General features: G+C 59.3%; 20 protein-coding genes and 3 pseudogenes. 9 read left to right on the top strand and 14 right to left on the bottom strand.

Features of this window, described 5'->3' with window-relative positions; genetic code table 11:
* The first annotated feature begins 3 nt into the window (after positions 1 to 3).
* The 3 genes from LKX83_RS18615 (at position 4) to LKX83_RS18605 (ending at position 2,638) form a co-directional block, all read left to right on the top strand.
* Entirely contained in the window at positions 4 to 513 is a 510-nt protein-coding gene (locus LKX83_RS18615) for a hypothetical protein (protein ID WP_227883798.1), read from the top strand.
* Between the two features lie 86 nt (positions 514 to 599).
* Positions 600 to 1,178 (top strand): TetR/AcrR family transcriptional regulator, encoded by a 579-nt coding sequence (locus LKX83_RS18610; protein ID WP_227883797.1) that lies wholly within the window; start codon positions 600 to 602, stop codon positions 1,176 to 1,178.
* Positions 1,179 to 1,459: 281 nt separating this feature from the next.
* A complete protein-coding gene (locus tag LKX83_RS18605) occupies positions 1,460 to 2,638 on the top strand; it encodes an MFS transporter (protein WP_227883796.1) in 1,179 nt (392 codons plus the stop codon).
* Here the strand turns inward: LKX83_RS18605 and LKX83_RS18600 are convergent.
* The 4 genes from LKX83_RS18600 to LKX83_RS18585 all read right to left on the bottom strand — a co-directional run bounded on the left by LKX83_RS18600 (position 2,587) and on the right by LKX83_RS18585 (position 7,558).
* Positions 2,587 to 3,420: a hypothetical protein gene (locus LKX83_RS18600; protein WP_227883795.1), complete on the bottom strand. Its 834-nt coding sequence runs from the start codon at positions 3,418 to 3,420 to the stop codon at positions 2,587 to 2,589. The two genes, LKX83_RS18605 and LKX83_RS18600, sit on opposite strands and share 52 nt — an antisense overlap.
* A gap of 67 nt (positions 3,421 to 3,487) precedes the next feature.
* Positions 3,488 to 4,435: an aldo/keto reductase gene (locus LKX83_RS18595; protein ID WP_227883794.1), complete on the bottom strand. Its 948-nt coding sequence runs from the start codon at positions 4,433 to 4,435 to the stop codon at positions 3,488 to 3,490.
* 39 nt (positions 4,436 to 4,474) lie between these two features.
* Positions 4,475 to 5,470 (bottom strand): Gfo/Idh/MocA family protein, encoded by a 996-nt coding sequence (locus LKX83_RS18590; protein ID WP_227883793.1) that lies wholly within the window; start codon positions 5,468 to 5,470, stop codon positions 4,475 to 4,477.
* Positions 5,471 to 5,578: 108 nt separating this feature from the next.
* On the bottom strand, positions 5,579 to 7,558 hold the full coding sequence (locus tag LKX83_RS18585) for an elongation factor G (RefSeq protein WP_227883792.1): 1,980 nt from the start codon (positions 7,556 to 7,558) through the stop codon (positions 5,579 to 5,581).
* A 176-nt stretch (positions 7,559 to 7,734) separates the two neighbouring features.
* On the opposite strand from LKX83_RS18585, the gene LKX83_RS18580 reads away from it, so the two are divergent.
* The 4 genes from LKX83_RS18580 to LKX83_RS18565 all read left to right on the top strand — a co-directional run bounded on the left by LKX83_RS18580 (position 7,735) and on the right by LKX83_RS18565 (position 13,225).
* On the top strand, positions 7,735 to 9,888 hold the full coding sequence (locus LKX83_RS18580; RefSeq protein WP_227883791.1) for a YhgE/Pip domain-containing protein: 2,154 nt from the start codon (positions 7,735 to 7,737) through the stop codon (positions 9,886 to 9,888).
* Between the two features lie 120 nt (positions 9,889 to 10,008).
* Entirely contained in the window at positions 10,009 to 10,623 is a 615-nt protein-coding gene (locus tag LKX83_RS18575; RefSeq protein ID WP_227883790.1) for a hypothetical protein, read from the top strand.
* 91 nt (positions 10,624 to 10,714) lie between these two features.
* Positions 10,715 to 12,544, top strand: coding sequence for a cyclic nucleotide-binding domain-containing protein (locus LKX83_RS18570; RefSeq protein ID WP_227883789.1), 1,830 nt, complete (start codon positions 10,715 to 10,717; stop codon positions 12,542 to 12,544).
* 252 nt (positions 12,545 to 12,796) lie between these two features.
* Complete coding sequence (locus tag LKX83_RS18565; protein ID WP_227883788.1) at positions 12,797 to 13,225, top strand: nucleotidyltransferase family protein; 429 nt, start codon at positions 12,797 to 12,799, stop codon at positions 13,223 to 13,225.
* Here the strand turns inward: LKX83_RS18565 and LKX83_RS18560 are convergent.
* Positions 13,209 to 13,826, bottom strand: coding sequence for an FMN-binding negative transcriptional regulator (locus LKX83_RS18560; protein WP_227883787.1), 618 nt, complete (start codon positions 13,824 to 13,826; stop codon positions 13,209 to 13,211). The genes LKX83_RS18565 and LKX83_RS18560 overlap by 17 nt on opposite strands.
* Positions 13,827 to 14,000: 174 nt before the next feature.
* Entirely contained in the window at positions 14,001 to 15,152 is a 1,152-nt protein-coding gene (locus LKX83_RS18555; protein WP_227883786.1) for an MFS transporter, read from the bottom strand.
* A gap of 127 nt (positions 15,153 to 15,279) precedes the next feature.
* Between LKX83_RS18555 and LKX83_RS18550 the strand changes: the two genes are divergently transcribed.
* Positions 15,280 to 16,179: a LysR family transcriptional regulator gene (locus tag LKX83_RS18550; protein WP_227883785.1), complete on the top strand. Its 900-nt coding sequence runs from the start codon at positions 15,280 to 15,282 to the stop codon at positions 16,177 to 16,179.
* Positions 16,180 to 16,196: 17 nt separating this feature from the next.
* On the opposite strand, the gene LKX83_RS18545 is transcribed toward LKX83_RS18550, so the two are convergent.
* Positions 16,197 to 16,874, bottom strand: a complete 678-nt coding sequence (locus LKX83_RS18545) for a VOC family protein (RefSeq protein WP_227883784.1) — start codon at positions 16,872 to 16,874, stop codon at positions 16,197 to 16,199.
* Positions 16,875 to 16,998: 124 nt separating this feature from the next.
* Here LKX83_RS18545 and LKX83_RS18540 point away from each other — a divergent pair.
* Positions 16,999 to 17,225 (top strand): annotated as a pseudogene (locus LKX83_RS18540) (GNAT family N-acetyltransferase); the annotation flags it as partial.
* A gap of 371 nt (positions 17,226 to 17,596) precedes the next feature.
* Here LKX83_RS18540 and LKX83_RS18535 read toward each other — a convergent pair.
* The 7 genes and pseudogenes from LKX83_RS18535 to LKX83_RS18505 form a co-directional block, all read right to left on the bottom strand.
* On the bottom strand, positions 17,597 to 18,763 hold the full coding sequence (locus tag LKX83_RS18535) for a response regulator (RefSeq protein WP_227883783.1): 1,167 nt from the start codon (positions 18,761 to 18,763) through the stop codon (positions 17,597 to 17,599).
* Position 18,764: 1 nt separating this feature from the next.
* Positions 18,765 to 21,836: a hybrid sensor histidine kinase/response regulator gene (locus LKX83_RS18530; protein ID WP_227883782.1), complete on the bottom strand. Its 3,072-nt coding sequence runs from the start codon at positions 21,834 to 21,836 to the stop codon at positions 18,765 to 18,767.
* A gap of 104 nt (positions 21,837 to 21,940) precedes the next feature.
* On the bottom strand, positions 21,941 to 22,306 hold the full coding sequence (locus tag LKX83_RS18525) for a response regulator (RefSeq protein WP_227883861.1): 366 nt from the start codon (positions 22,304 to 22,306) through the stop codon (positions 21,941 to 21,943).
* Positions 22,307 to 22,463: 157 nt separating this feature from the next.
* Positions 22,464 to 23,114, bottom strand: a complete 651-nt coding sequence (locus LKX83_RS18520; RefSeq protein WP_227883781.1) for a nitroreductase family protein — start codon at positions 23,112 to 23,114, stop codon at positions 22,464 to 22,466.
* Positions 23,115 to 23,363: 249 nt separating this feature from the next.
* Complete coding sequence (locus tag LKX83_RS34135) at positions 23,364 to 25,628, bottom strand: alpha/beta hydrolase family protein (protein WP_304518337.1); 2,265 nt, start codon at positions 25,626 to 25,628, stop codon at positions 23,364 to 23,366.
* A gap of 184 nt (positions 25,629 to 25,812) precedes the next feature.
* Positions 25,813 to 25,995 (bottom strand): annotated as a pseudogene (locus LKX83_RS18510) (MFS transporter); the annotation flags it as partial.
* A 52-nt stretch (positions 25,996 to 26,047) separates the two neighbouring features.
* Positions 26,048 to 26,335 (bottom strand): annotated as a pseudogene (locus LKX83_RS18505) (cyclic nucleotide-binding domain-containing protein); the annotation flags it as partial.
* Positions 26,336 to 26,720 lie beyond the last annotated feature (385 nt).

Raw genomic sequence — 26,720 nt, 5'->3', positions numbered from 1 at the left:
GGAATGAGGAGACAGTTTCGTTCGCTGCTTGGGGGGATCATCCGTTTGGGGTTGATGGGAGTATGCCTGTTGTTTTTGGCGCAAGCGCCGACGGCTTCGGCGGACTGGGCTTTCCGCTTCGTCGTCTATGACGGCCATCTCTACCGGGTAACGGATACCTTGGTGGAGCCGGACCGGATCGGCGATCGGATCGGCGAAGTCACGCGCTACTCCGACCGCGAGGGCACGTATGCCGGCAACTTTTCGAATACGTTTCCGAAGGGGACGCCGTATTTCGCCATTCAAGAAAAAGATATGCGGCAGGCGATCGCGGTGCGGACGGATTCCGGCAGCTACGTCGAATGCGCTTACGAGGGGGAGTATGCCGGGGGCAAAGGCACGCCGATGACCGCCTTGCGCGAACGAGTACGTTCCCATACGGGCGCGTGGTTCGGCGGCGCGGCGGGATTGCTCCTGTTGGCGCTCGCTGCCGCTTGGCTGTTGGCGCGCAGAAGCCGCGGACCCGGTTCCTAATGCCGATCGCAAACGAACCTGATTTCTCAATTTTTCTTGAATAGTCATTAAAGTAATGCTACCTTATTCTGGTGGGAGGGATGATCTTGTCCAGGCGCAAAGAGTTCGATATGACGGAGGTTCTTGATAAAGCGACGGATTACTTCTGGCAGCATGGTTATGAAGGCACATCGATTCAGGATTTGGTGCAACATCTCGGGGTCAAGGCTCAAAGTCTTTATAACGCTTATGGAGGCAAGCGGGATTTATTTTTAGCGTCGCTTCGGAATTATGTGCGCCAAAGCACGGTGATTTCTACACTTGAACAAACGGCTTCGGGAAAAGAAGCGATCGTCAAGGTGTTTCGCGATTTGCTTGACGACCTCGCCCGCTCGGAATGCAAAAAGGGATGCTTCATGTTCAATACTTCCGTCGAACTCGCCCCGCACGATCCCGAGATTGCCGAATTTATCGAAAAGGAAAGAACACGCAGCGAACTCGCTTATTACCAGGCATTGCTTCGTGCTAAGGAACAGGGGGATATCCCCAAGCGACATTCGGATTTGATGGCGCTGGCGCGATATTTGCACAACGCCCAAGGGGGATTAACGGTGACCGCTAAAACCGTTTCGGATCCGTCGGTTCTAGAGGACATCGCGAAGGTCACGCTTTCGATCTTCGATTGAAAGCGGATGTTTTTTGATCTATTTTTTAGTGATCATTCAAAAATGGGCAAGGACGCTCGCCATTGCCGGATCATGGGTGGACGCGCATGTCGTTGTCACTCTCCTCCAGATCGCCCGCTTTGCTGCCCCCAACATCCTAACTGGTGGACTCCGTCGGTTCCAGAGGACATCGCCACCTAGCTGGGGGACTTCGTCGGTTCCAGAGGACATCGCCATCAGCCGTATTTTCGCGCTTCATTCTTTAACGGTCGTTCAAAATAAAACGTAGAGGAGAATGGTACATGAACAAGTACCTAGTCGTTTATTTGCTTGCTTTTAGCGTATTTATCATGGCGTCTTCGGAAATCGTGGTGGCAGGCATCCTGCCCATGATCGCGCGGGACTTGCATGTGTCCGTCGGCGTTGCCGGACAATTGGTGGCCGCCTATGCCATTGTCATCGCCGTGGGCACGCCCATTCTGCTGTCGCTAACTTCCAAGCTGGAGCGAAAAAAGCTGCTGCTGCTTTCCTATTCGGTGTTCAACGCCGGCAATTTGGTCGCCTTTTACAGCTATTCATTCCCCGTTCTCATGGCTTCCCGGATCATTCAAGCGGCAAGCATGGGCGTATTTACCGTCATCGCTCTGACGGCGGGAGCGAGTTTGGCGGCCCCGGAAAAGCGCGGAAGCGCGATCGGCACCATTGTGATGGGAGCAAGCGCGGCATTGGTTCTCGGGGTTCCCTTGGGAACGCTAATCGGCGACTATTGGGGCTGGCACGCCATCTTTTTGCTGATTTTTATAGTAGGGACTTTGCCGATTATCGGAATCGCGGTGCTCTTTCCCAAATTGGAGCCTCCTGAATCGGTTTCGCTGAAAACCCAACTTGCGGCTTTGCGGGATCGGCGAATCGGGAGCAGTCTGCTCATCACGTTGTTTTGGATCATCGGCTATCAGACCATGTTCACCTATATCTCCCCCTTCCTTCAAAAGACCGCCGATTTGAATTATTCGCAAATCAGCTTTGCGCTTTTCCTATCCGGCCTTTTTGCGGTACTGGGCTCGCGTTTCGGAGGATACGGCGCCGATCGTTGGGGGGCCTTTCGGATTTTGCTCGTCAGTTTGCTGCTTCACGCTGCCGCCTTAGCCCTTCTTCCCTGGGCCGCGGCCACTTTCGCCGGAGCGTTGCTCCTCCTGACCGTATGGATAGGCTCCGCCTACATGACAACGCCTGCGCAACAGTACTATCTGGTCTCCCTGTCTCCCGACCCGTCCATGTCCGGATTAACGCTCGGCTTGAACAATTCCATCCTGCAACTCGGAATCGCCATCGGAGCCGGAATCGGCGGATGGGTGACGAGCCGAACTTCCGTCTTGAATCTGGGGTGGGTTGGCGCATTGAGCATCATGTTAAGTTTGCTTGCGGTATTTTACTCCTTCTCCTTAAAAAGCAAAGTGGCACATGGAAGGAACAACGAATGACGATAGCAGTCGTTACAAGCCGTTAGAACGTACGTATGTAAACGACCTAGCTTGGCGGCCAGTTGCTTCATTCGGCAAATGTGCGTATGTAAACTACCTACATCGGCGGTCGGCAGCTTCTTTAGGCAAATGTATGTATGTAAACTACCTACATTGGCGGTCGGCAGCTTCTTTCGGCGAATGTGCGTATGTAAACTACCTACATCCGCGGGCGGCAGCTTATTTCGGCGAATGTACGTATGTAAACTACCTACATCGGCGGGCGGCAGCTTCTTTCGGCGAATGTACGTATGTAGGCTACCTACTTTGGTGGGCGGCAGCTTCTTTCGGCGAATGTGCGTATGTAAACTACCTACTTCGGCGGTCGGCAGCTTCTTTCGGTGAATGTGCGTATGTAAACTACCTACTTCGGCGGTCGGCAGCTTCTTTAGGCAAATGTGCGTATGTAAACTACCTACATCGGCGATCGGCAGCTTCTTTCGGTGAATGTGCGTATGTAAACTACCTACATCGGCGGTCGGCAGCTTCAATCGACGAATGTGCGTATGCAAACTACCTACTTCGGCGGTCGGCAGCTGTAATCGGCGAATGTGCGTATGTAAACTACCTACATTGGCGGGCGGCAGCTTCTGTCGGCGAATGTGCGTATGTAAACTACCTACATCGGCGGTCGGCAGCTTCTTTCGGCGAATGTGCGTATGTAAACTACCTACATCGACGGTCGGCAGCTTCAATCGACGAATGTGCGTATGTAAACTACCTACATCGTCGATTGGCGGCATCGCCCCCCCTCCCCAACTGCAAAAAACCAGGGCCGCAGCCCTGGTTTTTCAATCCATTTTGCCGTCTTCACTCGCCGTCATGCAGTTCCGCGTCCGTCAAGTCCAACCACCGCATCTCGGCCGGGGTTAGCGAGACGGACAGCGCGCCCGCGCTGGACAGCAGCTCCGACGTCTCGTTGGGGCCGATCAGCGCGCAGGTCGGGAACGGCTGGCGCAGCACGAACGCCAGCGCGATCTGGTTGGCGTCGACGCCCTTGCGAGCCGCCAGGAAACGCGCGCGGTCGAGCCGTTCCCAGTTGGCGTCGCTGTAGTAAACGCGAACGGCCTCGGCGTTGTCGCGGCGCTCCGGCGAGAAGCGGCCGGTGAAAAATCCGCCCGCCTGCGAAGACCAGGACAGCAGCGGCAGCTGCGTGCGCGCGTGCCAGGCGGCGTAATCGTCGTCAACGGAAATGCAGCCTGGCCAGCGCGGCTCGTTCGGCTTCGCAAGACTGAGGTTCGGGCTGTTGCACGCAAAGCCCGTCAAGCCATGCGCGGCCGCGTAGTCGTTGGCCTCCTGAATCCGCCGGGCCGTCCAATTGGACGCGCCCAGCGCAAGACAGCGCCCCGCTTCGAGCTGCGCGTTCAGCGCCTCCACGATTTCGCCGACCGGCCGCGCCGGATCGTCGCGGTGGAGCATGAAAATATCGACGTAGTCCGTCTGCATGCGCTCGAACGTGTCCGCGAGGTCCCGCTCCATCGCCTCCTGCGTCACGCGCGGGCCGTTCTCGTCGTGGTGCGCGCCTTTGCCGATCAGGACGAGGTCTGCCCGGTTGCCTCGCTCCCTCATCCACTGGCCGATCGCGCGCGCTCCGCTCGGGCCGTATACGTGCGCCGTGTCGATCGTGTTGCCGCCGATGCCGAAATACGCATCGAGCAGCCCCGCGGAATACGCCATCCGTTCGTCGCTCAGCATCATCGACCCCATCACGAGCTGCGCGCAGCCCTGCTCCAGTCCCGGTATGTCCACCCTCTTCATGCTAGTCACCGCCATCTGTCCCCCATTCCTCTCTCTGGATTAGAGCGTAATGCGCGTTCTTTCTCTAGCCGACCGGTAGCAGGCGTCGATCAGCTTCATGTTCAGCACCGCATCTTCCGGCTCGAAGGCCGGCGCCTCGCCGAATACCGTTCGGGCGAAGCTGTCCGCCTGCAGCGCGTACTGATTCACCCGGGAAGCCGGCTCTTCCCGGCGCTCTCCCTTGGCGTGCAAAATATAGTCGGGCGAATCCGCCCGCGGCAGAAACGTCTCCGGAATCTCGATGCGCCCTTCCGTCCCCACGATCTCGACGAAATTCCGGAAGTCCGCCCACATGCCGCAATCGAACGTCAGCGCCACGCCGCCCGCGAATTCGACCAGTCCCGACGCCATCATGTCGACGTTGTCGTGTCCCGGCGAGAAAAACGCCTGCACCGTAACCGCCTCCGGCTCTCGCTCCAACAGATAGCGGGCCGCGGTAAGCGGGTATACGCCGACGTCGTACAAGCCCCCGCCGCCCCATTCGGCGCGGTAGCGGATATTGGCCGCATCCCCGGCGTTGTTGAACGTAAACGCGCCGCGGATCGCGCGCAGCTCTCCGATGGCGCCGCTGCGGATCAGCTCGCGGATCTTGCGCATCCGCGGATGATGGCGGTACATGAACGCCTCGGCCAGGTGCACGCCGGCATTGCGGCAAGCGTCCGCCATCTCCTGCGCCTCCCGCGCGTCCAGCGCCAGCGGCTTTTCGCAGAGCACGTGCTTGCCCGCTTCGGCCGCGCGGATCGCCCATTCCCGGTGCAGATGATTCGGCAGCGGAATGTATACGGCGTCGACCGCCGGATCCGCGAGCAGCTCCTCGTAGCTGCCGTAAGCTTTGGCGATGCCGAACTTGTCCGCGATTTCGCGGCTCTTGGCCGCGTCCCGGCTGCCTACCGCCTCCAGCACGCCGAGCTCCGTTTGCGCGATGGCGGGCATCACCGCGTTCACCGCGATGTTCGCGCCCCCGACGATTCCCCAGCGAAGCTTGCGATTTTCCATGTCCATCTCTCCTCAGGTCTCATTGTAGGCCCGACCGCCGCTCGCGTATAGGCCACAATCTTGTGAATCAATAAGACAATATTGCGGAAATAGGGCCGCTTCCCCGCCTTACTGTGCCGACAGCGCGCTGCGGGCGGCGAGGATGTACCTGGCCTGATCCAGCGGATTCGCGCCCCGGCGCTTTCGCTCGGCGTCCACATCGGGCGGGCTTTCCTGATAGCCGCCGAAGGAGGTCGACAGCACGCCGCGCCCCTTGGTCATCGAACCGAGACGCGCCGGAAAATCGAGCGACGTCGCGACGGGCAGCACGCCCTCGATCTCCATCCGCTCCCCGGCCAGCACCGGCGTCTCGAAGACGCCGCGCATGACGATCAGCTCGTTCATCACTTTGCCGCCGAATTCTTCGGGGACCGACAGGCGAAAGCGCAGCAGCGGCTCCAGCAGCCGGGTCCCGATGCGGGCGAGGCCGTCCATGATCCCCATCGGCGTCGCGATGACGAAGTCGAGCGGGTGCGTGTGCCAGACGTGGTGCTCGCCTTCGATCAGCGTCACCTTGAGATCGGTCACTTCCCAGCCGCGCAGCCCCTGCTGCAGCGCCTCGGGCACGCGGCGGGCCACTTCGTTCCGGTAGCTTTCGAGCAGACGCTCCCCGCGCACGGTCGACGCGTATACGAGACCGCTTCCCCGCGGCAGCGGCTCGATCGAGAAGCGAAGAATGGCCCAGCACGGCTTCGGTGCGAGATAGGCGACGTAGCCCTCGCCCATCCCTGCCGGCGTCTCCTTGTAGATAACGGACGGCGCGCCGAAGGTGACGGCGAGGCCGAACCGGCTCTGCAGCACGCTCGCAAGCACCTCCGTCTGAATCGGCCCCATCACTTTCAGATGCAGCTCCCGCTCGTCCTGCAGCCACTGGAGATCGAGATGCGGATCTTCGTCGGCCAGCTCTTGAAAGGCGGCCACCACTGCCGGGTACTCCGCCTCGTTTTGCCAATGCGCCTGCACCGTCAGCAGCGGCACGGCCATCCGGCGTTCCCCGGGCACTCCTGCGGGCGAGCCGACGAAGTCCCCGATCCGCGCCCGGCTCCATCCGCAGACGGCGGCGATATCGCCCGCCTGGAGCAAGCCGACGTCCTCCGCCTTCCGGCCGTCGATCTTGCGGATCTGCGTCACCTTGTCCGTCGTGTCCTGCGTCGCGTTGCGCACGGTGTCGCGGTTGCGTATCGTACCGCCGTAAAGCCGCACGTAAGCGACGCGTCCCATGACCGGGTCCCGTTCCAGTTTGAAGACGACACCGGCCACGTCCGCGTCGGGGTCGCCTCCGGGCGACGGGAGCAGGTGCACGATCGCGTCCATCAGCGCGCCGACCCCGATCCCTTTGCCCGAAGCGCCGAACAGGATCGGGAACAACTCGCCCCGGCGCGCGCGTGCCGTCAACGCAGCCGATACCTCTGCGCACGGCAGCGTCCCCTCCTCCAGATAGTGCGCGAGGAGCCGCTCGTCCCGCTCGGCGACCGCTTCGGCCAGCAGCGTGCCGAACGGACCGCCCGCCGCGAGCGCCTCGTCGCTCTCCGTAAGCGACCTCGCCCCCGCGAACGTCGCTTCTGCCCCCTGCGGCGCCTGCGCCGGCACGGCGTCCGCCGACAGCAGCCTGCGCACCTGCGCGACCACCGCCGCCGGATCGGCCCCGATCCGATCCATTTTGTTCACATATATCAAAGTAGGAATCCGCAGCTCTCGCAGCGCCTGCCAGATCACCTCCGTCTGAGCCTGCACCCCTTCGACCGCCGAAACGATCAGGACGGCGCCGTCCATGACCCGCAGCGAGCGTTCGACCTCGGACAGGAAGTCGACATGGCCGGGCGTGTCGACGAGATTGACGCCGACGTCCCGCCATTCGAACCGCGTCACCGCCGCGCGCACCGAGATGCCGCGCGCCCGCTCCACCTCGAGCCAGTCGGTCTGTGCCGTGCCCGCATCTACGCTGCCGGGCGCGCGAATCCGCCCGCTCCGGTACAGCATCTGTTCCGTCGTCGTCGTCTTGCCCGCGTCGACGTGCGCGAATAGACCGACGTTCCGCAATCCTTTCATTTCCCCTCGTCCCCTTCGAAAGCCCTTTCTTCCTCTTCATTGTAGCGCTCCGGGGAAGGACGTCAATTTTCGACGCCCGCTTGCGGCCGCGAAGAACGAACCCGTTCGGGATGATCCGGCTTGGGTACAGAGATAATAACCAACAACCCCCGCTTCAGGTAAGGAGACCCGGCCTCATGAGATCGCTGTTCGCCATCTATGCCCGAGACATCCGCCGCATCGCGACCAACCCCGCCGCCGCGGTCATCATCCTGGGACTCGTCGCCCTGCCCTCGCTGTACGCCTGGTTCAACATCGAGGCGTCCTGGGACCCTTATTCGCAGACGGGCGGCCTCGCCGTGGCCGTCGTCAACGACGACAAGGGCACGACGCTGCGCGGCAAGCCGATCAACATCGGCAAGGAGATCGTCTCCTCCCTCCGGGACAACCGCAAGATCGGGTGGGTGTTCACGGACGAGAAGACCGCCATGAGCGGCGTCCGGCATGGCGACTACTACGCGAGCATCCTCATTCCCGAAGACTTCTCCGCGAGGCTCGCCACCGTGCTCGCCGCGAATCCCCAGCAGGCCGAGATCGACTATTACGTAAACGAGAAAATCAACGCCGTGGCGCCGAAGATCACCTCCAAAGGGGCGAGCGGCATCGTGGAGGAGGTCAGCGCAAACTTCGTCAAGACGGCGAACGGCATCATCTTCGGCATCTTTAACGAGGTCGGCAGCGAGCTCGAGGCGAACCTCCCGACGATCGAGAAGGTCAAGGCGATCCTGTTCCAGGTGGAGGCGGCGTTCCCCCAAATCCGGCAGGCGGTCGATACCGCCCAGTCGGATCTGGCAACGCTGAACGGCATCGTAGGCAAAGCGCAGCAGCAACTGCCCGCCGTCGTCCAGCTGGCCAAGGAGGGACAGAGCCTCGCCGGCCGGGCGGAAGAAGCGTTGAAGACGAGCAAGACCGCGCTCGCGCAGATGAATCCGGCGATCAAGCAGGATCTGCTGTACCTGCAGCAGACCGCCACGGCCGCCCAGGCGGTGACGGGCCTTCTTGCCGCCGCCGAACCCGACCTGGACGCCGTCCGGCAGGCCGCCGCCCGAACGGCGGATCGGCTGGATACGGCCGGTCAGGTCGCCGGCCGGATTTCGGCCCTGTTCGGCCAGCTCGATCGTCTCGCGGGCGGGACGGGCCGGTTCTCTTCGGCCGTCTCCAAGCTGAATCAGGTGCAGACGAACTTCAAGCAGCAAGCCTTGACGCTACGCGCGGTCGCGGATGCCGCCGGCCGCGGCCAGCAGCCCGCGAAAGCGCTCGTGGACCGGCTGAACACGCTGTCCGGGCAAGCCGCCGGTGCGCTGGGCGATCTGCTCGGCCGCTACGATAGCGAGATCGCGCCGCGCGTCTCTGCGGCGGTGGACAAGGCCGCCCAGACCGCCGCCAAGGCGCAAGCCGCGCTCGGCGAAGCCGTCTCCGCCCTGCCCGACGTGAACAAGCTGCTGGCCGACGCCGCCAAAGGCACGCAGATCGGCGGCAAAGAGCTGGCCCGCATCCGGCAGGATCTACCTGTCGTCGAGCGTCAAATCAAAGACATCGCCTCCAAAATCCGGTCATTTGAGCAGACCAACAACCTTCGGGAGATCATCCGGCTGCTGCGGCACGACGCGCGCAAGGAAAGCGAGTTTTTTGCCGCGCCGGTCGCGCTCAAGGAAAATCGGCTGTATCCGATCCCGAACTACGGGTCCGCGATGTCGCCTTTTTTCACGACGCTGTCGCTCTGGGTCGGCGCGCTGCTGCTCGTGTCCGTGCTGACGGTCGAAGTGCACGAGCCCGGAGCAGACTACCGCAGTTGGCAGATCTACTTCGGCCGCTACCTGACGTTCGGCACGCTGGCGGTGCTCCAGTCGGTCTGCGTCACGCTGGGCGATATGTACTTGCTGGGGACTTACGTGCTGGAAAAAGGGTGGTTCGCGCTCTTCGGCATGCTGCTGTCGGCGGTGTTCATGCTGATGGTGTACACGCTCGTCTCGGTGTTCGGCAACGTCGGGAAAGCGATGGCCATCGTCCTGCTCGTGTTGCAGCTGGCCGGCGCGGGCGGGACGTTTCCGGTGCAGGTGACGCCGCCCTTTTTCCAAGCGATCCATCCGTACCTGCCCTTCACCTATGCCATCTCCATGATGCGGGAGGCGGTGGGCGGCATCCTGTGGGACATCGTCCGGCGGGACCTTCTGTACATGGCCGTCTACGTCGCGATCGCGCTCGTCGTCGGACTGGCGCTGAAGCGCCCCATCAACCGGGCCGCCGCCGGCATGGTCCGCAAAGCGCAGGAGAGCGGCCTGATCCATTAAACGCGTCTCTTTTCCCCCTCGCTGCCCCCTGCCCCGCCTTTCGTCAGCTTTTTATTGCCATAAATTGCTTGCGGGGATTATAGTTAAGGGAGTTGAATATGTCGGGGGAGGACAAACAGATTGAGTAGAAAATCCGTGCTCGGCATGGTAGGCGCGCTAGTGGTCGGAGTGGCGGTCGGCGTCGCGATCATGCTGAATAATCAGGCATACGATTCGGTCAAAGAGGCGTTGGGACAGCAGACGACGCAAAACGCCGTAGGCGGCGTCGGCTTGGGAGGAATCTCGGCCGTCCAGTTGAGCTCCATGGATATCGAGACCGCCCTGGCTGCCGTTCAAAGCCAGCGCGCGCAGCTGGTGGATCAGCAGCTCACCCAGCAACTGAAGGATGTCCAGGCGCGCAACGATGAAATCGCCAAGCTCAACCTGCTGCTGAGCGAGCTGAATCTGCTGCGGGGAGGCAAATCGCCCTACGTGCTCACGGCCGACCAGCAAACGCGCCTGAACGCCGCGGGCGTCGCCGCGAACGCCTCCAACCGCTCGTACGACGCGAGTCAGCTGGACGGCTTCATCCAAGCGCTGAAGAGCAAGCTCGACAGTCTAGGCAACAGCCAGCAGATGGATATGCTCCGACTGCAGTCGTTGACGAACAAACGCAACGAAGCTTTCGACATCATGACGAACTTCATTCAGAAAATGCAGGACAGCCGCAGCAGCATCATCGGCAACATGCGGTAAACGGGTGACTGGTTTGAACAAACGGCCAACGAGAAAGGAACCTGCCGAGGCGGGTTCCTTTTCCACTCTATAGAGAGGCGCGGATGCGGACATGACGACCCCCATCTCCACCACCCTGGATTATCTGCGAGGGCACCCGCTGCTTCGCGGCGTCCCGGAGCCGGAGCTCGAAGCGGCGGCCGGGGCCATGACGCGCGTCAGGTACGCCGAAGGCGAGCGAATCCTGACGGAAGGCGAGCCCGGCGACACCTGTTACTTTCTCGTATCTGGCTGGGTACGGGTAACTTCGCGCAGCCTGATCGGCCGAATCGTCGAGTTGGCGAAGCTCGGGCCTGGAGAACTGATCGGCGAAATCGCGCTCTTGCGGACCGAACGCCGCACCGCGAGCATCACGGCGTCTAGCCCCGTCGACGCGCTGCGGCTGGATCGGGCGGGGTTCGAACGCCTCTCGTCGGTGAGCCCCTTGTTTCACGAAAGCCTGACGTATTCGGCGAACATCCGCCAGCTTCACGGCATGCTCAGCAAAGGCTCGATCTGGTCCGCCATCCCCGACTCGGAGCTGCGGGGGCTGGCGGAGATCACGGTGCGCCGCCGGGCGAAGGCGGGAGAGGTCGTCGTCCGGGAAAGCGAGGCGCCGGACCGGTTCTTCATGATCGCGAGCGGCCGCTTCGAGGTCCGCGCGAACGGCAGACGGGCGGCCGTGCTCGGCCCTGGAGACTATTTTGGTGAAATCGCCTTGCTCGCGGATGCCCCCCGGGCCGGCACGGTCGCCGCAATGGAGGACGGGGAGCTGCTGACGATGGGGAAGGAAGAATTCCGCTTCGTGCTCTTGCAGTATCCGCCGGTCAAACGGCAGTTTCTGGAGACGCTTCGCATCCGCAGACCGGATCTGGTTTCCTCAGCCGAAGCCCGGTGGCTGACCCCGGAGGAGCACGCGACTACCTCCGGCAAGACGGTGCCCGAAGCAAAGCGTCTCCGGCTGCCGAAGCGCGAACGCTGGATCGACCTCCTGCTCGCGATGGGCGGGCTGTTCGCGGTCTTTACCGCGCTTGCGGCCTGGCTGCAGCAGACGATCTGGATCGTCGCCGCCCTGCTGATCGGCGGATCGGCCGGCCCCGTCTCGTTCGTTGCCTACGCGAGAAGCGCCCAACTGCTCGGGTTCCGGTCGATTCGGCTGGCCGGCGCTTTTCTGGCATCGGGGGCTGTCGCGGTGCCGATCGCCTGGTTTGCGGAACGGCAATGGCTCGTCGGCGGCGGGGGCGGTTCGGACGGATTGGGGATGGACGACTTCCGCATTCCGCTCGCGGTCTCCATCATCGAAGAAGCGGCCAAGCTGCTCGTCTGCCTCTTGTTTCTGCGAAGCCGGCGCCAGCGCTTTCGGATGGACGCCGTCGTGTTCGGTGCGGCCGTCGGGATGGGCTTCGCCGCCGTCGAGAGCATCTTGTACGGCTGGACGCATCTGCAAACCGGGGCAACCGGCGGCATGCTGGCCGTGCTCTGGCTGCGCGCGCTGCTGTCCCCTTTCGGTCATGGCACCTGGACCGCGATCGCCGCCGTCGGCGTCTGGCACGCCTTCGGGCGGGGGGCGTCCGGTGCCCCGCGCCTGCTCCGGGCGGCGGGGCTGCTCGCGGCGAGCGTGGCGCTGCATGCGCTCTGGGATTTCCGTTTTCCGGGCGGAGGCTGGCGGGTCGCAGGCATGGCGGTCGTCGGGGCCGCGGGCATCGGACTCCTCCTGCTGCTGCTTCGCTCCGGGGCGAGAGAGGAGCTGCGTTCGCTCGCGGCGTTGAACCCGGCGCTTGCGACCGACCGGGCGGCTGCCGGCGAAGCGGGGGGCGAACTGGCTTGCGAGGCTTGCGGGACGCTCTCCCCGCCCGACGCGCGATACTGCGGCCGATGCGGCCAAGCGCTTCGGGCGGGGTGAACGCGGAGGGCCATCGGGGAAATGGACTCCTCATACCGGTTATGGTGATGAAGAAAATCGGTTGCGAAAGGGGCCCAGTGCTGCGTACGATTGCTCTCGCCGATTTGCTAGCTCCCAAGCCCATCGTCCCGAGCTTGCTGTCTAAAAGCGCCGTGAACTCACCGACACGCGATCCCATCGAACTTCGTCTGCTGCTGCGAGCGAATCGTGATTTAATTCAGGCCAAGTTGGAGTCGGGAGAGCTGGTGCAGCATGGCCGCCAATGGCAACTTACGAGCAAGCGTTAATGAAGCTTTGATTGCTTTGCCTGCTTTGCAAGTGTCCGACTTTGAGCGCAATCTCATGGCTGTTGGATATCTTACTGCCGTATTCGAAGCCGAAGGAATCCGGCCGATTATCGTTGGCGGACATGCCATTGAAACCTACACTCAAGGCTTTTATACGACCAAAGACGTGGACCTTGTACTTAGGGGTCGGGCTGACGCTTTAGATATTTTGCGGGAATTGGGATTTCAGCAGTATCACGACTTGCGGCACTGGTATTTTCCTCAGTTGAGGTTACCGATTGAAATTGTCGACAGCGACCTCGCCGGCTCGGAAGAACGGCTCCTGCGCGTACAATTACCAAACAACCTGCACATCTACGTAATTGGGATCGAGGGCGTTAGCATAATGACCTAAGATTTTGTTTCATAAGAAAGGAGATTTTTTGCTCGTCTGTATTTTCGATTTTCTCTAGCTGTTGAATAATCAATTCCTGTCGTTGTATTGGATGATTTTGGCTTAACTTTGCTTTCCCTTCTATTCTGTTTATTTTCATTTTAAAGCCCTGAACTCCTTTATTCAAATCACTTAGAAAGTCAGGGTCTACATCCTGCAACCTGTAGGAACTATTAGGGGTTTCGTATTTCAATACCATATCATTAAAGGAAACCATCAACTCATTTTCGTCTTCTATAAGTTCGACTTCCCCGTATACGTGAACGGTCACATAGTTCCATGTTGGAGCTGCCTTATCCGTCTCATACCAAGAAGGAGAGATATAACAATGAGGACCATGAAAAACTGCTAACACAATTTGATTCCTAATATCTTTCCATTGAGGATTTGGACGAGCAAAATGCCCGAATAGGTACATATGATTTTTATCGAGAATTAATGGCAAATGGGTAGCATATGGTGTCCCATCATGTTGAGAAAACAAAGTAGCAAAACTATTTTCTCTCATAATCTTGTAGGCAGTTGATGTATCCGTAATTTTAAAATGCGTAGGTATATACATATGATTTTCTCCTCTCAAAAATTTTATCTTTTAATAAAAAATAAGCAAAAGAGCGGACTGGTTGAAGAACCAATTTCAACAATTATTATTGTACCAATCTGTCATGTCTTTTGTATAAATTGCAAAGATATTAAGCGAAAGGTTGCCGACTTTTACCGGCTTTGACTTGGAAATTCAGCACGTTTGAACTTCAGCCTTACGACCGGTGATGAGCAACTGTACTCCAATCATTGCAACAATAATTACAAGCATGGCGAGAAGCGCAGCATTAAAGGTTCCACTGTGATCATAAATCGCTCCAATTAATAATGGACCCATCGCACCTATGATGTAACCGCCGCATTGAGACATAGCCGACCATGCCCCGGCTTCCTCTGATGTATTCGTCTCAACAATTGGCAGCATAAGCGCAAGCGGGAATAATCCTCCTGCCCCAATCCCCAAAAATATTACAGCCGGCAACATGGGTAGGTGGAGTAGTAAGATGACCATTCCTATAAACTCAGACACGCTGCAAAAGATCAGGAAAAACCTCCGTTTTCCAAATTTGGCAACAAGTCCGGGGATCGTTAAAGACACAGGAATTTGAATAATGGTAAAAATGGTAAGGAACATAGCCGAACTTGCTGCGCTGTACCCGAAGCTGTGCGCAATCGGTGAAATCCATGCCGTAACGGAATAAAACATACTTGCCATTAATCCAAAAAATAAAGTTAAAAGAATAGCTCTTTTATTACGGATTGGAAGCTTAGAACGTACTAAGCTTTCTTTATTAGCTCTGTTTCGAAGAAAAACCGACCAAACGAATAACGCAATAACGCCTAGAATTGCCCAGCATGACAGGGTCAACGCTAGGCTCTGATTACTTCGATTATATATAGGAATAGAAAATACGGAAGCGATTGCTGCCCCGACGGTCATGGAAGCGGAATAAATGCTTACTATACCGGGCTTTGTTGGGAAATACTTTTTAATAAATCCGGACAGCAGTGGACCTGCCAAGCTGATCCCGATCCCGCCAACCAGGGCACTTACAACCAATATCGTGACTGAGCTAACGATCCCCCGCAAGGCGGTTGCCCCTGTAATGAGCAATAATGCGGTAAAAACAGTACGCTCAAGGCCTAGTCGATCACTCAGTGCGGTTGCCACAGGAGCAAAAAGCCCCATGCACAGTACAGGAAATGTAGTCAGCAGACTTGCCGTTAGGCCGCTCATTCCCAGATCGCTTCGCAAGGTACCAAGTAAAGGAGCAACAGATGTAATAATCGGTCTTAGATTCAATGCCGCAATAAATATAGCTAATAATAAATAAAACTTTTTCATCTTTGCTGCCCCCTTCTATCTTATCTGTGAATCACATATTCAGTATATTAATCCAAGTTCCATTGATCAATGCTATAGTTTCTATTATTATGATAGTAAAATACTATTGAAGTGAAGGAGTCGCTGCATGGACACTCGAAATATACAGTATTTTATGGCCGTTTATAAGCATCTTCATTTTACGAAAGCTGCCGAAGAGCTTGGAATCTCGCAGCCTACATTAAGCCAGCAAATTCGTATTCTTGAAGCGGAGTTCGGCACGCCTCTCTTTGATCGCATTGGTAAAAAGGTTGTCGCAACGGAAGCCGGCAATCTTCTGCGAATGTATGGAGAGAAGATGTTGCAAGCAGAACTGGACGCCAAGAATGCTATCATAGAGCTTCTATCCGGGGATCGAGGTACTGTACGGCTAGCAGTCCTGCCCTCTGATTTGGATTTTCAGCTCGTTCCTCTGTTCGTTCAGTTTAAGTTGAAGTATCCGGGCATCAAGCTGCAAGCCTTCTCCACAATACACATACAAGAAGAAGTGCTTAACCATAATGTCGATATCGGGATCGGTTTACAAGGTCCGCCCGATAAGAGATTAATACAAGTTCCGCTTGGATCGGAACCGTATCATCTATTCGTTAATTCAGCAAGCGAGCTCGCTAAGAGGAAGGAAATCAAACTGCAAGAATTGGAGCATCATTCCTTAGTTATGTATCCGAAAGGCTTTTTGGGTCGTGATTTGGTTGATAAAGTTTGCATAAATGAAGGTTTAGAATTAACTACGGTTATGGAGACCAGTTCAGCCGCTTCGTTGCTGCAATTGGTTTCTGCCGGCGTAGGGGCTACTATTCAGCCTAAAGGATTGCTCAGACAACATTCGGAACGATCGGATATTGCTATTATCCCTATTACAGGGCCAACGCCTGTGCGTCATCTGGAGTTAGTGTACTGTGCCGATCGATTTATTAGCAGCTCCCATCAACAATTAACGAAATGGCTTATTGGCTTTTTTAACGAAAAAACAGTACTTAATTCGTAAAAATAAAGCGGTATTAATTATGAGCCTTGAACTTCATATAAGCCATTTTGAAGGACTACAGCAGCTGCTGAATTCATTGCTTCTATCGATACCTTGGTTTCGAACACACTCGGCGTTCGTCCATCCGGGAACCAAGGTCGGCGCCTATCCACCAAGATTAGCAATCCTTTCGCATCTCCGAGCGGCGCGAATTGCTTTCCGTCTCCTCCCCATAAGTCTATCTGAAACGCGGCGGCGAGCTTCCCAACCGCTTCCGGAACATCATCGACAGGAAGTCCGATTTCGCTGATCCACAGTAAATGCTTCGGTCCAAAAGCTTCATCCGTCGCATTGTCCAGCGAATGATGAGCGATAAACTCGATCAAATTTTCGTCGGGATCGTAAAAGTAAAGGGCAGTCGCATTCCAGCTTTCAAACGGAAATTCGTCTTTCCCATCCTTGGAAAATAACGTGATGCCCCGTTCTTTCAACCATTGCTTCGCATCGGCAAACTTGTTCGTCGGGATGGTGAAAGCTACGTGATAGTACGGATTTTCTTGGGGAGAGCTTTCCTGTAAGGTTAGCGTCGACCGTCCGACTCGGAACAAAACGTTCCAAGGGTTGTCCTCACGCGTTTCCAGTCCCAGTAGGGAACCGTAAAAAGACTTCATTGCCTCAAATTGACGAGTGTGCAAAATGATTTGTCTGATTCTCATTATGGATGCCTCCATTATGAATAACAATTTGGTTACATTCATCAAAACATGTCCAAAAGTGATGTGAATTATTCGTATCGCAAAATATTCAGGCATAGTTTCCGAATAATGACCATGACAAACAAAGGGCTACGGCACGGATGCGTTGCAATTGATCCTAAGGTATGGATTTAACGAATTGAACTTACATCGAATCGGACTGGATGTCATCAGTTACAACAAAAGTGCGATCCGTGCCTACCAAAAAGTCGGTTTCCAAGTAGAAGGTACGATGCGGAATCTGTGCTGAGAGATGGTCATCAGTATGATCGCATTCTGGTGAGTATCCTTCGAAACGAATATCAAAAATAACGGAAACAAGGAGCCTCCAAACGGGCTCCTTGTTTCATTGGCTGTTTAGCAACAAGCGAAAGACCTGCAAAAAACTTGCCCTTACTTATGATACGGTTCACCTCGAATGATCTTAAACTATCCTCCCGTTAGCGTAATGCCGGCTGCCAGTCTACAGCTTTATTTTCACGGTCTGATACTTTATTTTTCAGTCCAACACTTTATTTTCACAGCACACCTGCAGACAGCCGAAGCGGAAGACCCTCGTTTACGGTCTCATTTAGAGACGCTTTTGCAAGAGGCCGAAGACCACCGGCCATAACTGCCTTAACCCTGGATCGCTCCAGGTTTTTTCTTTTGCCCGGAGAACGGGAAAAAGCGCCGCCGGTGCCTCACCCGGTTTCCGTCAGCTCCCGGTAGAGCCGACGCGACACCTCGGACGGGCTCACGCTCAACTCCCGGAGACGCTCGGTCATCTCTTCGTAGGCGCGGAACACTTCGTCGCGCTTGCCGCTGCCCGCATAGCCGCGCATGAGCAGGCGGTAGGCCTCTTCGTTGTACGGCGACTGGGCCAGCAGTTCCCGCGCGGTTTCCGTCATTTGGGCATAAGCGCCCTCCTGCTCGTACAGATGCCCCAGCTGCAGCCGCAGCGTCTCCATCGTCGTCTCCAGCTGGCGGACTTCCCGCTCGGCCCAATGGTAGTCCTCGTCCCGCAGCAGCGGCCCCGTATACAGCGCGAGAACCTTCGCCAGCTCCGCCGACGGCAGCTCCTCCGCCGCGCGGGCCGCGTGCAGCGCATACCGCAGCGACTGATAGTCGGACCCGGACAAATCCGGTCCCAGGCAGTACTTCTCGTCCTCGTAGATCACGGCCGATTCCACCCCCCATTGCCTCAGATCCTTGCGCAGGTAGCTGACGCACGTATGCAGGTAAACCTTGGCTTTCTGATAGTTTTCTTCCGGCCACAGCTCATCAAGCAGCACGTCGCGGTGAATCCGCTGCCCGTGATGGACGACGAGATAGGCGAACAACTCCTTCTCCTTAGCCGTGCGCCACTTGAGCCTGTCCCGGTCCCCGATCAGGACCTGCGTCTCTCCGAGCAGCTGCACATACAGCTGAGGCTTGGGCGCTCGCTCCTTCTCCCGCGCGTCGCCGCCCTCGGATGCTTCGATCCAGGACAGCGCGGCCTGCAGTCGCACGACCTCCCTTTTCACGCGCTGCACCGTCCGCAAAAGACGCTCCATCTCCAGCGGCTTTAGCAGGTAGTCCACCGCATCCCGTTCAAACGCCGAGATTGCATAACGGTCGTAAGCGGTCACGAACACGATCTGCACGTCCGGATAATGCGATCCGAGCTTCTCCGCCAGCTCGACTCCGTTCATGCCCGGCATTTCGATGTCGAGGAAGGCGACGTCGGGCTGCAGCCTGCCGATCTCGCCGAAGGCGTCCAAGCCGTTGCCGCAGCGCCCCACCACTTCTACTTCGCCCGTCCGCCCGAGCAGCAGCTCGAGCAGGTTCAAGGCATGTTCTTCGTCGTCCGCCAAGTAAGCCCGTATCATTTCAATCTCCTCCGTCTGGGTGCTCTGCCGATTCGGTATAGGGAAGCTTGATCGTTACGCGCGTGCCGCGTCCCGGCTCGCTCTCGACGAGCGGCTTGTCCCCGGTCTGATTGGCGAGCCGCTTCATGATGTTGGCGAATCCGACGCCGCCCTGCGAACGGTCCGCGCCGGTCAGTTCCTCGATCTCCCGCCGGGTCATGCCGATGCCGTCGTCTTCCACCACGATGACTACGTCCTTCTCCTGCCGGCGGACGGTCAGCTTCACCTGCCCGCCGCTCACCTTCTTGGCGACGCCGTGCCGGATGGCGTTCTCGACAAGCGGTTGAACGGTGAGGGGGAGGATCCGGCAGCCAAGCAGCGCCTCGTCTACGTCGAAGACGATGCGAAGCCGCTGGCCGAAGCGGGCCTGCTCGATATCGACATAGGCGCGAACGAGCTCCATTTCCTTGCTGAGCAGGACGCGGTCCTCCTTGTGATCCTCGTGGAAAATGATGCGCAAATACTTGCTCAGCACCGAGAGCAGCTCGCCCGCGCGCGGCCCGTCCGTATAACACAGCGACATGATGGTGCCCAAGGCGTTGTACAGGAAATGGGGCTTGATCTGCGATTGGAGGAACGCCATCTCGCTCTGCGCCGCCTCCTTCGCCAGCCGCTTCATGGCCAGCAACGTGCGGATGCGGACCCGCACTTCGCCGGGATCGATCGGCTTCTTGAGAAAGTCGTTGCCGCCCGCCGCCAGCCCCGCCTCCACGTCGGCCGGCGTGCTGCGGCCCGTGACGAACAGCAGCGGCAGATCGATCGGGCTGAAGCGGCGCCGGATCCGGCGGCTGATCTCGTAGCTCTGCCCGCCGGGGAGCAGAACGTCCAATAGCACGATGTCCGGACGGTCCGGTTGCGCCACGATGCGCAGCGCTTCTTCGCCGGTATGGGCGGTCAAGACGCGGTACCCTTCCCGGGCGAGCAGACCGACCACGAGCTCCGTATGCACGAGTTCTCCGTCGACGACCAGCACCGTATAGCTATAAGCGCCGCTATTCGGCAGCCTGCTCTCCGATTCGGCGGACGCCGCGGCCTCCGCGGAGCCTGCCGCCGCGCGTGCCCCGGCGGGCGCATCCGTCGCCGGATCGGGGGCGGCGGGCAGCTCCATGGCGAAGCGCAGCTCGCCGGTCCGGCTCCAGGGTTCCGCCTTCAGACTGCCTCCCATTTCCCGGACGAGCTCGCGGGCGACGGCGATCCCGGCGCCGAAGAGCTCCTCTTCGGCAGGAGCGGCTTCCGCGGAGCCGAAAGCGGTCATGGCGAGCAAGATCCCGTTGTTCGACCGCTCGCTCTCGACGGCGACCGACGTCAGATTCGGCAGGCGCAGGCTCCGGTCCAGCAGCGAGGACAGCACCTGCATGAGCCGGTTTTCGTCCGCCGTCGCATACCGGGCTTCCGCCTGGATCCGGTTGTCGAGACGGATTCCTTTCTCCCGCGCCAGAAATCCGCACACCTCGAAGCCGATCGCGGCGCAGGTCGCGAGGTCCACCGTTTTGTGGGCCACCTCCAGACGTCCGTCCTTGATCCGCGCAAGGTCGATAATGTCGTTTACGAGGTTCGACATACGGTAGGCCGTATTGCGAATCGCCTGCAGCTTGTCCCTTTCCGCGCGCTCCGGGGGCGGCACGCCCGGCGCTTCCAGCATCGCCTGCGACAGGTTCATGATGCCATGCAGCGGCGTGTTGAGCTCATGCGAAGTCCGGAGCAAAAAGTCGTCCTTCAGCTGATCGGCGGCCTGCAGGCGCTCCGTCAGCTTCACCATCGCAGCGTAGGTCTGAAAATAACGGTACGCCAGCATCAACGTCGTAAACAGCACGAACAGCAGGACGAACGCGTCGGATAGGGACTGCGAGAGGAACGTCCCGTCTCCCCGGTTGCGGAACGCCGAATTCAAGGTCGTCAGGATCAGGCAGCAGAGCGCCATGATGTAGAACTGGAGCTCCCGCTTGTCGATCCGTCCATAGCGCCCGGCCGCGTAAGCGCCGAGTACCAGCAAAGTCATCCCAGCCATGCAGCACGCGTAAAGCGCCGTCGCCGGCACGAACAGCCAAGAATAGACGCGGTAGGGCGAAACCAGGATCAAAGCGCAGTAGGCGCAAATGACCGCGGCAGGCCAACCCAACGCGACGCGCCAAGCGCGCGTAGAATAGATCGTCGCCGTGAAGCCGTAGAGGAACGGCAGCGTCAAAAAGAGGGACAGATCCTTGATCTTGTACCGCCACTCGAACGGGAACTCCGGCACGAGCTCCATGAACATGCGCTGCCCGTTGAAGAGCAGCATCACGGAAAAGCAAAAGAAAAAGCCGCCGAACAGCACAAACGCGCTGTCCCGCTGAAAAAAGACGTGCAGCGATAGGAAAAAAATCGAAAACAGCAGCAGCACGACGACGCCCGCCCACTCCAGGATGGACTGAGACTGGCGGGCCCACTGCAAGTCCGACTCGAGTCCGAAGCTGATCGGCAGCGCAATGCCGCCGCTCGGATAGTCGTAGTTTGCGGTCTGAACGACGAGCTCGATCCGGTCGTCCGGCACGTAGAAGGCGACGGTCGCGGGCGTATTGCCGGGTTCGTACGCCGCCCGGCTCGTGCCCGGCCGTCCCGACTCCGACAGCAGCTTGCCATTGACGTAAATCCGGTCGGCGAAACGGATCACCTGCTTGTGGAGCGCCAGCAGGCGGTCGGTCGGCCGGAGGCGGATTTCGAGCCGATAGGTGCCGTAGCCCCTCCCGCTCATCTGCTTGCCGTCCCAGGTGCCGGGAACTTGCAGATAGACTTGGCCGGACGGCGCCCCCCGCGCAAAGTCCATCGGCTCGAGCAGCCGCCCCGGATAGAAGGTCCACTCCCCGTTTAGCTTCACCGATCCCTGAACGGCCAGATCCCACCCCGACAAGTCGAGTGCGCCTTGACGCGCGACCGGCGACGACGAAGGGAAGCCGCCGACCCCATATACCAAAGCCAGCGCGAGGGCCATGCCCGCGCCCAGCAGCAGAAGGAAGCGATCGGACAAAGCGGATCGGATGATCTTCGGCAGCCTCAACTTGTTTTCACCCTACCCGTTTACCGGTTTCGGAAGTCTATGATCTATTGTAAATCGAACGGCGCGCAGGGGGTAGCGAAATCATTTTCCGCTTCCTCCCAGGTTCACGCATGGATCAGCAATCGCATCGATTCCAGCAGCCGCTCGCGCTGAAACGGCTTGACCATATAGTCGCGCGCGCCGGCTTGGATGGCCTCGACAACGAGGTGCTGGTTGCCCATCGCGGAACAGACGACGACTTTGGCCGCCGGATCGATCGACCGAATCTCCCTCAGTGCCGCGAGACCGTCCATGATCGGCATCGTCAGATCCATCGTCACTACGTCCGGACGATGAACCTTGTACAACTGCACCGCCTCGAGTCCGTTCGCCGCTTCGGCCACCACCTCGTAGCCGTTCGATTGCAGCAGATCTCTCAGAAAAGCCCTCATGAACGCCGCATCGTCCGCGATCACCACCGTGCCCCGCATGCCCTTCACTCCGTTCTATCTCTTAAGCTGTCTTCCATTCTCCCAATTTCCGCTTAACAAACGCTTAAAACGCCAAATAGCCGCCCCCTGCCGCACAGCGGCATGTGGGGACGGCTATAAGGTAAAAACGGAGGCTAGGCGCGAGAAGCGACGCGGCTTACAGGCCTTCGCCGTTCCAGAACGTGACCTGCTCGATCGGCAGGCGGGAGGTCTTGCGGCCCGGTGTGGCCGCTCTGCCGATCGCGATCAGCATGACCGGTACCAGGTTCGAAGGAATGTTGAATTCCTCGACGAGCTTGGCGGCGTTGAAGCCGCCCATCGGCACCGTGTCGTAGCCTCTTGCCTTGGCGGAAAGCATGAGCTGCATGCTGACGAGGCCGCCGTCGACCAGCGAGATGCGCGTAAGCACTTCGGGAGGCAAGCCCCCGTACAGCTTCAGCGAATTCGCCGTGAATTGCTCGGCGAATTCCGGCGTCATATATTCTTTTGCCACGGCGATGTCGTTGATGTCGCCGATCCGCTTGTAGCCTTCGATATCGCCGAGGACGGCGACCGTGGCGGATGCGTCGACGACCTGCTGCTGGTTATTGGCGATCGGGAGCAGCCTTTGTTTCAGCTCCTTGTCGTGAAAGACGAAGAACCGCCAGGATTGCGTATTGCTGCTCGACGGCGCCAAGGAAGCTTCGGCCAAAATTTCCATGAGCTCGGCTTGGGAAATTTGCCAGTTCGGATCGTAATGCCGGACGGAATGGCGCTCGCGTACGACGGTCCGGTAGTCTTGAATCGTTTCCAGAGAAGTGACGGACATGGGTTTCCCTCCCAGGGATGTAGGATAAGGGATTTTACTTCGCAAACGTTTAACTATGCTAAAATATTGCATAGTTAAACGCCGAAGCCGCCCTTTTAGAATGAAGCAATGACATTGCGTCTATGCCGGATAAACTGTGCTATTACATGCACAGTATAAGCGCCGTTCGGGAAGCTGTCAATCGGAGAATCGAATAAGAAACAAACGAAAGGAGCCCCTTTTGCCGGAGGCTCCTCTCTATTGCTGCCGTCATCCCGCCGACGCGGCGATCCCGATGTCGCCCAGCATCGCGGCGCCCGGCCCGCCCGCGAAGAGGAACGAGATCTTGCGAATGGCGTCGGGAGAAAAAGAGGCATCTTCCTCCAGGAAGGCTTGAAGCGGAAGCGCGTATGTCTGGAAGACGGGCTCCACGGACTCCTCGTATTTGCCGTCCTCCATTTGTTCCGCCAGCCAGGCCGACCAGGTAAACGACGTCTCCGGCAGCGGTTCGGGAGACATGAAAGCATCGAGCGGAAGCGTGACTTCGACGCCGTCGGCATCCTCCAGCCGAATCCGCACGTCAAGCGGCGCCGCTGCCGACTCCGCAGGCTCCTCCAACTCCCGGGACAGGTCGGCCATCGAAAAGACGAGGGCCGCCTGGTCGGCCGACGCAAGATCCGGCATCTCGAAAGCCGCACCCTTGTCGGCTTCGATGGCGTACGTGCCGCCGTCTTCGGACCATTCCAGCGCCGTGCCTTTGGTCCCTTTGCCATATCGCTGCCGATCGAGCGCCTCGGTCAGCTCCCACCGTTGGAAGCCTGCCCCCTCGGCAACCACCTCCGGCGCCGGCCGGCCCGCGCTCGCCGCTTCGTCGAACCGCACGATGGGGCTGAATCCGGCATCCTCGTAGCGGTTAAAATAACGGGTATCCGGCAGGAACCCCCGGCCCGCCCGGTAGTCGCGGAGCAGATCCCGGTACGCGTCGTCGCCCCGGACAACCGTTTCCAGAAACGCGGTCACGTATGCTTTGGCGATCTTTTCCTGATCCGATCCGCTCAAGCTCGGCTTGCGCAGAAACAGCCCCGCCGGCCAAGCGCTGTCCGTGGCGCCCCAATCCGAATTAAATTGGCCGTGGTTGGCGTCGGCGATGTAGAGCGAGGCCTTGAGCGCCCCGGTCGCCGCGCCGGTGAACGAGACACGTGAGAACTGCCGCTCGCCGTAGAAATTGTTCACGTCCGCGTCGCTGGCCCCTTGGAGCGTCAGGTACGAAATATCGGAGATCTCGGCTTGCGCCCCGTCCACCTCCGTGTCCGTCGGCGCCAGCGCCGCCACCGCCCGCACGCGGTAGGTGCCGGCCGCCGGAAGATCCGGATCGTCCGCGAACCAGCGCGCCCGATCCGCCGCCATCGCCACCGCCTGCCCGCCTCGCGAATGGCCGATCAAGGCCACGCGGTCGAAGTCGATCTTGCCGTAAAACGGCGCACCGGGTTCGGCCGCGAACGCTTGCAGCTGGCCGATGTGGCGGAGCAGCAGCCAGGCTCTCGCCTTCATATCCTGCTCCGGGATGCCGGACCAGGTCGAGTAGTTCAAGAAGTTCTCGTCCACCGAGACGACGATGTATCCCCGGCTCGCGAGCTGTTCGCCCAAATAGGCGTATCCCGCGTCCGAGAAGTCCTCCATCGCGTGGTTGCCATGGACGATGAGCGCGAGCGGGAACGGGCCGTCCCCCTGAGGCATCCAAACCCGTCCGTTCAGCGGCAGCCGGTGGGCGTCGAACCCCCAGAACCATCGCCGCAGCAACGGCCAAGCCGGGATATAGGCCGACGCGTCGACCGGGTCCGAGCGCAAGGCCGCCCCTTTGCCGAAAACGGTTCGATGCTTGTCGGCGCCGCTCCCGTAAGCAAAAATATCGAACGCGTAGTTCCCCGGGACCGACGGATCGGGGACGGCGGGCAGATCGGCCGGCAGGTCCGCCGCGTTCAACGTCGGCAGAGGCTCCTCGCCGCGAGCCGCCGTTCCCGCATAAACGGCGAACGAGACGAGGAGCCCCAGCGCCGCGAGCGCCGCTCCCCTGGCCCGCCAACCTCTCCGACGGTCGATCGCGATGCCGACGCAGAAGCCGAGCGCGGACGCGAGCATCGTATAGCCGGCTGAAAACACGAGCGACGCGACGACGCCCAAGCCGTTCAAGTAGAGCAGGAAGTAGACCAGCACGGCCGTATAGAGCGTGCCGCCGATCGCCGTACCGGGCAGCGGGCGCCGGAAAAGCGAGAGCAGCCACGTTACAAAAACCGCGGACAGCGCCAGACCTACCGCGCTGATCGCTGCGGCCGACCACGCGTCGAACGCGCGGCCGAGGCCGGTCGGCGCCCCGGCGGCCACGACTGCGGCGGACAGCCCGCAGGCGATCAGGCAGCCGGCGAGAACCGCGATCGAATGTCTGCCTGTCCCGGCGAACAACCGCGCAAGTCCGGACGGCCGTCCGGGCCGCCCGCTGCCGATCGGGGGATTCGTCGTTGCGTATGCAGTCTCCATCTTCGCCGCCTTTCGTCTCAAGTAAAAACGGCTTGCCGTCTTCCCGGACGGCGACACGTTTTTATCGGAGGTCATACGGAAATGGATGGTGTAAAACTTATTCATTCTGTATGACTGAGAAAAGTCCGACAACTCCGTCTAGTCGATTATACCTCTAGGGAGGGTCGTTCTTCTAATCCCAAGATTAGGCTGCCCGCTCGTTCGCCGTGCGCCCCCGGCGGCCGACCATGAGCGCATATACGATCACGGCGCCGATATCCGCGACGGCGATGACGATGCCCATGGGTACCGCCGTCGTATTGCCGCCGATGCCGACGAGCGGTGCGACGAGCCCGCCCGCGATGAACGACAGCACGCCGAGCAGCGCGTCCCGACAGCAGACGGATAAAGTAGGCGGACAGCGACGCATGCTCTTCGATCAGTTCCTGGATCGCCTCCGTTCCGATCTCGTAGAGGACGGTTTTGGCGGACGCCACCGCCGCAGCTGAGCGAGGCTCTCCGGTGAGCAGCGCCATCTCGCCGAACGTGTCTCCGGCGTGCAGGCGAGCCAGCTCCCGGCGGCCCCCGCCTTCCGCATCCAGGTAGAGCGCGATTTGCCCGTGCAGCACGATAAACATGCTGTCCCCCGGCTCCCCTTGGCGGAACAGCAGCTCGTCCGCGAGCAGCGTCCGCTTTTCCAGGCGACCCAGCACCTTCGCCAATTCCATATTCGTAAGCCCCTGAAACAGGGGGATTTCAGCCACCTTCAACGGCATAAACCTCTTATCATCTAAATTAATCCTAGAATAGCACAATCCTGCAGCGCTAACGTCATCAAAAGCAAAGAAAAACGCAGTCCGGGCGGACCGCGTCAGGTGGGGGAGCTTTTTGGAATTTGGATGGGGGCGGTCAGGCGGTGGCGTGCGTTTCGTGGAGGCCGCGCCGAGTTATGCAGAAAATCCGCATAACTCCGGGCTGCTGCGCTGCGATCGCGCCGAGTTGTGCGGAAAATCCGCATAACTCCGGGCTGCTGCGCTGCGATCACGCCGAGTTGTGCGGAAAATCCGCATAACTCCGGGCTGCTGCGCTGCGATCGCGCCGAGTTGTGCGGAA

This window comes from Cohnella baijiui, from assembly GCF_020731285.1.
Classification (GTDB): domain Bacteria; phylum Bacillota; class Bacilli; order Paenibacillales; family Paenibacillaceae; genus Cohnella.
This window is presented reverse-complemented; position numbering and strand designations above follow the sequence as displayed.

What these genes read in the sequence shown, in the direction of transcription:
- LKX83_RS18535 (WP_227883783.1), bottom strand. Translation starts at nt 18,763, where the DNA reads ATGATACGGGCTTACTTGGCGGACGACGAAGAACATGCCTTGAACCTG.
- LKX83_RS18555 (WP_227883786.1), bottom strand. Translation starts at nt 15,152, where the DNA reads ATGAAAAAGTTTTATTTATTATTAGCTATATTTATTGCGGCATTGAAT.
- LKX83_RS18545 (WP_227883784.1), bottom strand. Translation starts at nt 16,874, where the DNA reads ATGAGAATCAGACAAATCATTTTGCACACTCGTCAATTTGAGGCAATG.
- LKX83_RS18580 (WP_227883791.1), top strand. Translation starts at nt 7,735, where the DNA reads ATGAGATCGCTGTTCGCCATCTATGCCCGAGACATCCGCCGCATCGCG.
- LKX83_RS18590 (WP_227883793.1), bottom strand. Translation starts at nt 5,470, where the DNA reads ATGGAAAATCGCAAGCTTCGCTGGGGAATCGTCGGGGGCGCGAACATC.
- LKX83_RS18595 (WP_227883794.1), bottom strand. Translation starts at nt 4,435, where the DNA reads ATGAAGAGGGTGGACATACCGGGACTGGAGCAGGGCTGCGCGCAGCTC.
- LKX83_RS18615 (WP_227883798.1), top strand. Translation starts at nt 4, where the DNA reads ATGAGGAGACAGTTTCGTTCGCTGCTTGGGGGGATCATCCGTTTGGGG.
- LKX83_RS18605 (WP_227883796.1), top strand. Translation starts at nt 1,460, where the DNA reads ATGAACAAGTACCTAGTCGTTTATTTGCTTGCTTTTAGCGTATTTATC.
- LKX83_RS18550 (WP_227883785.1), top strand. Translation starts at nt 15,280, where the DNA reads ATGGACACTCGAAATATACAGTATTTTATGGCCGTTTATAAGCATCTT.
- LKX83_RS18570 (WP_227883789.1), top strand. Translation starts at nt 10,715, where the DNA reads ATGACGACCCCCATCTCCACCACCCTGGATTATCTGCGAGGGCACCCG.
- LKX83_RS18525 (WP_227883861.1), bottom strand. Translation starts at nt 22,306, where the DNA reads ATGCGGGGCACGGTGGTGATCGCGGACGATGCGGCGTTCATGAGGGCT.
- LKX83_RS18560 (WP_227883787.1), bottom strand. Translation starts at nt 13,826, where the DNA reads ATGTATATACCTACGCATTTTAAAATTACGGATACATCAACTGCCTAC.
- LKX83_RS18585 (WP_227883792.1), bottom strand. Translation starts at nt 7,558, where the DNA reads ATGAAAGGATTGCGGAACGTCGGTCTATTCGCGCACGTCGACGCGGGC.
- LKX83_RS18565 (WP_227883788.1), top strand. Translation starts at nt 12,797, where the DNA reads ATGGCCGCCAATGGCAACTTACGAGCAAGCGTTAATGAAGCTTTGATT.
- LKX83_RS18600 (WP_227883795.1), bottom strand. Translation starts at nt 3,420, where the DNA reads ATGCCGCCAATCGACGATGTAGGTAGTTTACATACGCACATTCGTCGA.
- LKX83_RS18520 (WP_227883781.1), bottom strand. Translation starts at nt 23,114, where the DNA reads ATGTCCGTCACTTCTCTGGAAACGATTCAAGACTACCGGACCGTCGTA.
- LKX83_RS34135 (WP_304518337.1), bottom strand. Translation starts at nt 25,628, where the DNA reads ATGGAGACTGCATACGCAACGACGAATCCCCCGATCGGCAGCGGGCGG.